Genomic DNA, 6,000 nt, shown 5'->3' with positions numbered 1-6,000 from the left:
CAAACGCCTTAGCCTTTGTAGGCTCGGGCGTTTTCTATAAGTTCCCGAGCATTAGCTCGAGCCTTTTCAGTGATATCGGCCCCGGCTAACATACGAGCCAGTTCTTCAACTCGTTGATCATCGTTTAATTCACGCAAACGGCTCACCGTTGTGTCATCTTCCTGAGACTTCTGTACCTTTAAGTGATTTTTCCCGTAACAGGCCACTTGCGGTAAATGGGTGACGCACATCACTTGACGCTCAAAAGAGAGCTTTTTAAGAAGTTTTCCAACCACGTCAGCAACCGCACCGCCGATGCCGGCATCAACTTCGTCAAAAATCAAAGTATCCACAGGGGTGGATTTTGATGTGATCACTGAGATGGCCAGACTGATACGGGATAACTCACCGCCGGAAGCGACTTTGGAAAGGGCTCGAGCGGCCACACCCGTGTGACCGGCAACCAAGAATTCACACTTTTCAACGCCAAGCGAATAAGGTTCGCATTCATTAAGAGAGGCTTCAAATCGGCCGCCTGTCATCGAGAGCATTTGCATGGCATCTGTTACAGCCACAGAAAGCGTCTTTGCGGCTTGGCGGCGCTTCTTGGACAGTCCTTTGGCGGCTTGCATAAAAGTCTGGCGCGCCTTTTCCTCTTCTTTCTCTAACGCTTCTAAGTCAAGATTTTGCTGCAGGGCTTTAAGCTTTTGGCCTGTTTCTTCGTATTTTTCAAAAAGGGCTTCCGGCAGGGTATGGAATTTCCGAGCCGCATTAAAGTAAAGGGAGACTCGCTCATCAACTTCTTCAAAACGGCTCTCATCCAAATCCGTTCGATCTGAATAGCGTTCAAGTTCACGAACCGCATCTTCTAAAATGGCCTGAGCTTCAGACAATTGATTGGCAATTTCGCCTAACTTCTCATCGTATTGAGAAAGGGATTGCAATTGTTCCGTGTGTTGCCCTAAAAGCGAAAGGGCACTTTCGTCGTTTTCAGACAGTTCACTTTTGGCTGCATCGAGCGCTTCTAAAATGTCATGCGCGTTACCCAGGCGTTTGTGCTCTGCATTGAGTTCTTCCCATTCGCCCTTTTGAGGGTTGATTTGAGAAAGTTCCTCATGTATCCAGGCCAAACGGTCAGCCTCATCAGATAATTTTTTCGCGTCTTCTTTAGCTTGAGAGAGGCGTTTTTGAGCGTCTTGCCACGTGGCAAAAGCAACCTTTGTTTCAGCCAGTTCTTTTCCATAGCCGCCATAGGCATCTAGCAATGCTAACTGTCCCGAGGTTTTCAATAACGATTGCTGGGCGTTTTGTCCATGAATATCAAGAAGTTGGGCGGCAATCTCTTTAACTTGGGAGGCGGTGACGGCCACGCCGTTTATCCAAGAGCGAGAGCGGCCGTTGCGGTCAATGACACGTCGAATAATGGCGGTTTTTTCCAACAGATCATCTTCTGTGGTTAGTGCAAAATCACGAAGGTGAGCAAACACCTCGTCATTGACTTCAAAAATGGCCGTGAGGTCTGTTTGTTTGGCCCCTTCACGAATAACACCGCTATCGGCTCTGCCACCTAAAATCAGCTGTAACGCATCAATCAATATGGATTTGCCGGCACCAGTTTCACCGGTAAGAACCGTCAGCCCAGTCGATAAATCCAAAGAGAGCTCTTTGACGATGACAAAGTCTTTAAGTGAAAGGTGCAAAAGCATGATAAGGCTAATCCTTGATGGGCAGCGAAGCGTTGGCCGAAGGCATCAGATTCCAATACAGTTTTCGACGCAGTGTGTCGTAATGATTGTGTCCGATCGGATGCAAAATAGTGAAACTTTCAGGCAAAGTTCTGACTCGGAGAACGTCGCCCTTTTGCATCGGGAAAAAATCCTGCATATCGCAATAAGCTGATGCTTCCCTTGCCTCAATCAGACTGATATCCACGATACTAGAACCGGGAAGGACAATCGGACGATTGGTTAGGGCGTGGGGGGCGACCGGTACAAGAACCATGGCGTTTAAGGCCGGATGCAGAATCGGGCCGCCGGCGGCCATTGCGTAGGCAGTAGAACCCGTGGCAGAGGCAACGATGATGCCGTCAGCCCGTTGAGTGGCCATGGGATGGCCATCTACCCAGACGTTAAATTCCACCATAGAGCCCGCTCGACCGTGTGTGATACCTGCATCGTTTACAGCCGTGGCGTTAAAGACGATTTCGCCCTTGCGATAGACACGGATGTGAAGCATTGAGCGAGTATCGACTTCATATTCACCCCGAAGCAAAGGCGGCAAGTCTTTATCCATTTCCTCAAGGGAAAAATCAGTGATAAAACCAAGACGGCCGGCATTGATGGCAATGATGGGAAGCTTGAAGCGGGCCATACGCCGGGCGATGCCAAGCGTTGTTCCGTCTCCGCCTAACATAATGATCACGTCAGCTTTAGAGCCTAACTCATCAAGGCTGACACCTTGAGTTCCAGGGAGATGCTCTGCCGTACTCTCTTCAAGCAAGTATTGGACGTTTTCTGCACGCAAAATGGTAAGAAGCTTTTTTAATGCCTCACCCATCGGTTCCGTTCGCTTGGCAAAGACTGCGGCGGTCTTAAACGATTTCACTTTTCAGGGCCTTTAAAGCGACAGACCGAAAGGAAAATACACTTTCGGTCCGACCTTTTTAATAAAGAAATTATTCTTCGGCTTCTGCGCCGATTGCAACACTGTGGAAACCGGCGTCAACGTGGACGACTTCGCCCGTGACGGCGCTTGCCAAATCGGAAAGCAAGAAGGCAGCGACATTGCCCACTTCTTCAGTCGTTACCGTGCGACGAAGAGGAGCATTGGCTTCCATATGGTAAAGCATCTTAGAGAAACCTTGAATACCCGAAGCCGCCAAAGTCTTAATCGGGCCGGCAGAAATGGCGTTAGCGCGGATGCCCTTGGGGCCGACGCTGCTGGCAATGTAGCGAGTGCTGGCTTCAAGCGCAGCTTTGCAAAGGCCCATGGTGTTGTAGTTGGGAACCACTCGTTCGCCGCCCAGGTACGTGAGGGTCAAAAGAGAACCGGCGCGGCCTTGCATCAAGGGTAAAGCGGCTCGGGCGATTGCCGGGAAAGAGTAAGCGGAAATATCCATGGCTGTTTTAAAAGCATCACGCGTGCAGCCTTCAAGGAAGTCACCGGCAATGGCTTCACGCGGAGCAAAGCCGATTGAGTGAACCAGACCGTCCAAGGCGCCCCAACGTTCTTTAATTTGTGCGAAAGCGTTATCGATTTGTTCGTCACTGGAGACGTCCATTTGCAGTACAAAGTCACTGCCGAAATCGGCGGCAAAACCGGCTACGCGATCTTTGAAGCGTTCGTTGGCGTACGAGAAAGCGAGTTCCGCGCCTTCACGGTGGCAGCACTTGGCAATGCCGTAGGCAATAGAGCGGTTGGAAACAATACCCGTGATCAGAATCTTTTTACCTTGAAGAAAACCCATTTGATCCTCACTTTTTTAACAATGGATAACGGATTGGATTTTAGCTAAAGCGCTAAAAACTTTGAAGTTAAGGGCCAAGGTTTAGCATTAATGAGGGATGACTAAACGCTGACCGGGTTTGAGGTTTTTTGTTTGAAGACGATTTTCGTCCATGATGGCGCTTACGCTGGTGCGATGGCGTTGGGCGATCGTGTAGAGCGTATCGCCGCGCTTGACGCGATAGGCCGTCTTCCGAAGACCGGCACGCTGTACTTCACGAACGGTCAGGCGCAATCTTTGGCCCACCTTGATTGTGTTGCTTTTGAGTCGGTTTTGTTTGCGAATGTCCGCAGCCTTAACACCAAAGCGTGAGGCAATGCCCGATAAGGTATCTCCGCTTCGTACTCGATACGTAATGCGTCGAGTGGTGGGCAGTGGAACGAGGCGCATGGCGGAGTCGGCTTCTGCGACCTGAATGTCCTGACTGGCATGAGCATCTTTAACAAGAATGGTGCTGCCGACCTGAACACGACGATTTTTCGGGATCTTATTGGCTGCGCGCACTTCATCTTCAGTCATGCCGTAACGTTTGGCTATGGTTTTCAGTGTCTCGCCTTTTTTTACCGTATGCGTGGACCAATTGGAAAGCGGTTTGCCGGTTGCCTGCCAATTAATCAGGTTGGAAACAAAGGCGTCAGCTTTGGCAGCCGGAATCAAAATAGAGCCTTGATGCGCGGCGACAACCACCGGTCGGTTAAAACTCGGATTCAGAAGTCTGAATTCCTGCAAATCGGTTTCGGCCAATTGAGCGGCCGTTTCCAAATCAAGATCCCGGTTTTTATTGACACGCACAAAGTACGGTTCGTTGGCGATGGCGGGTAACTTTAATCCATACCGCTCGGGTTCTTGGATGAGTTTCTTAATGGCTAGGAGTTTGGGCACGTAGCGAGAAGTTTCTGTCGGAAGAGGCAAACTCATAAAATCGGTGGGTTTGCCTTTGGCTTTGTTGGCGGCAACCGCTCGGCGGATATAACCTTCGCCACAATTGTAGGCAGCAAGAGCCAGGTGCCAATCTTCAAATTGATTGTGAAGGTATTGTAGGTAGTCAAGTGCTGCACGCGTACTTTCTACAACATCAAGTCTGTCATCTCGCCAGCTTGACTGTCTTAAATCAAAGATATCACCTGTAGAAGGGAGAAACTGCCAAAGTCCTGCCGCTTTGGAGCGTGAAAGCGCCTCGGGCTGAAATGCACTTTCTACAAAGGGCAAAAGAGCCAACTCTGTCGGCATTGCTCTTTTCTGAGTTTCCGAGACAATAAAATACAAATACATCCGAGCGCGGAAAGCCATTTGCTCGGTATAGGGGAGCGCTTTAGTGTAGCGTTCCAGCTCCTTATCGACAACCGCTTCGGGTAAGTCCGATAAACCAAAGCCGCGGCGAATGGTTACCCAAATGGTGTCATCGGGATTGATTCGTGTGCGTTGAGCCTCACGCAGTTCAACAGAACGAACGAATTCGTCGTTTTCAATAGTGATGTCACCTAGCAAGTCCACAAAATCGGAAGCCGCGGCGCTCAGAGACCATCCGAGCCCCGCTATGATGACGGCCAGGTGCTTGAAAGCGATCAAAGAAAACCTCTTACTCTTCTTCTGTCGGTTCGGGATTTTGTCCCGAAACGATGGCGCGCAACCCGTCGGCGTCAATGATGTGGACGTGTTTTTGGTTCACTTCAATGAGTTTATCGTGCGAGAAGCGTGACAAAACACGGCTTACCGTTTCCAATTTGAGTCCGAGATAAGAGCCGATTTCGGCACGGGTCATACGGAGCACAAATTCAGTTCGGGAGTAGCCGCGGGATTCAAAACGTTGAGAGAGGTTTAAAAGGAATGCCGCAAGTCGTTCTTCGGCGTGCATGGATCCCAAAAGGAGCATAAGGCCGTGTTGACGAACGATTTCACGGGAAAGCACTTTTTGAAAGTGCAGATTGTAATCTTCAATTTCGCTGCAGGCAGCAAGAATTCTTTCGTACGGGATGACACAGACTTCGGTATCTTCCAGAGCGATGACATCGCACGAATGCACTTCATTGGCGATGCCGTCTAAACCGATCAATTCTCCGGACATGTGGAAGTTGGTCACTTGTTCTCGGCCGTCGCTACTCATTACAGAACTTTTTAAAAAGCCCAGACGGATAGCGTAAATAGCTTCAAAACGGTCACCGGCCCGAAACAGCGGCTCACCTCTATGAATGCGCTTACGAGATGCGATCAGATCTTCCAAGCGGTCAATGTCACGTAACGACAATCCGAGAGGAACACAATGTTCCCGAAGATTACAGTGAGAACAATTGACCCTGAGAGAGGGCACGGATGAAAGATTCGGAGACAAAGTCGACATGAAATGCCAATCAAAAATGTTTTAACACCCGCAGACAGTGACTGGACAATTGGACGGCCGCTTTCAGCTTGCGGTAATAATTCCTGTGCACAATGTCAGCAATGTCACTGCTGTCATTTTTACTTTTGACTTTCGTCAAAATCAGATTGTGAAATGATAACAGAACTTTAACTTAAAT

At 49.4% G+C, this 6,000-nt stretch carries 5 protein-coding genes; all 5 read right to left on the bottom strand.

Features of this window, described 5'->3' with window-relative positions; genetic code table 11:
* Positions 1-8: 8 nt before the first annotated feature.
* On the bottom strand, positions 9-1,685 hold the full coding sequence (recN, locus tag M3080_RS08210) for a DNA repair protein RecN (RefSeq protein WP_249092669.1): 1,677 nt from the start codon (positions 1,683-1,685) through the stop codon (positions 9-11).
* 7 nt (positions 1,686-1,692) lie between these two features.
* Positions 1,693-2,583, bottom strand: a complete 891-nt coding sequence (locus M3080_RS08205; RefSeq protein WP_249092668.1) for an NAD(+)/NADH kinase — start codon at positions 2,581-2,583, stop codon at positions 1,693-1,695.
* A 70-nt stretch (positions 2,584-2,653) separates the two neighbouring features.
* A complete protein-coding gene (fabI, locus tag M3080_RS08200) occupies positions 2,654-3,445 on the bottom strand; it encodes an enoyl-ACP reductase FabI (RefSeq protein ID WP_022472642.1) in 792 nt (263 codons plus the stop codon).
* A gap of 87 nt (positions 3,446-3,532) precedes the next feature.
* A complete protein-coding gene (locus M3080_RS08195) occupies positions 3,533-5,053 on the bottom strand; it encodes a LysM peptidoglycan-binding domain-containing protein (RefSeq protein WP_249092667.1) in 1,521 nt (506 codons plus the stop codon).
* Between the two features lie 10 nt (positions 5,054-5,063).
* Positions 5,064-5,822, bottom strand: coding sequence for a helix-turn-helix domain-containing protein (locus M3080_RS08190; protein WP_249092666.1), 759 nt, complete (start codon positions 5,820-5,822; stop codon positions 5,064-5,066).
* Positions 5,823-6,000: the final 178 nt, after the last annotated feature.

It is taken from the genome of Parasutterella secunda (assembly GCF_023336895.1).
GTDB lineage: Bacteria > Pseudomonadota > Gammaproteobacteria > Burkholderiales > Burkholderiaceae_F > Aphodousia > Aphodousia faecalis.
This window is presented reverse-complemented; position numbering and strand designations above follow the sequence as displayed.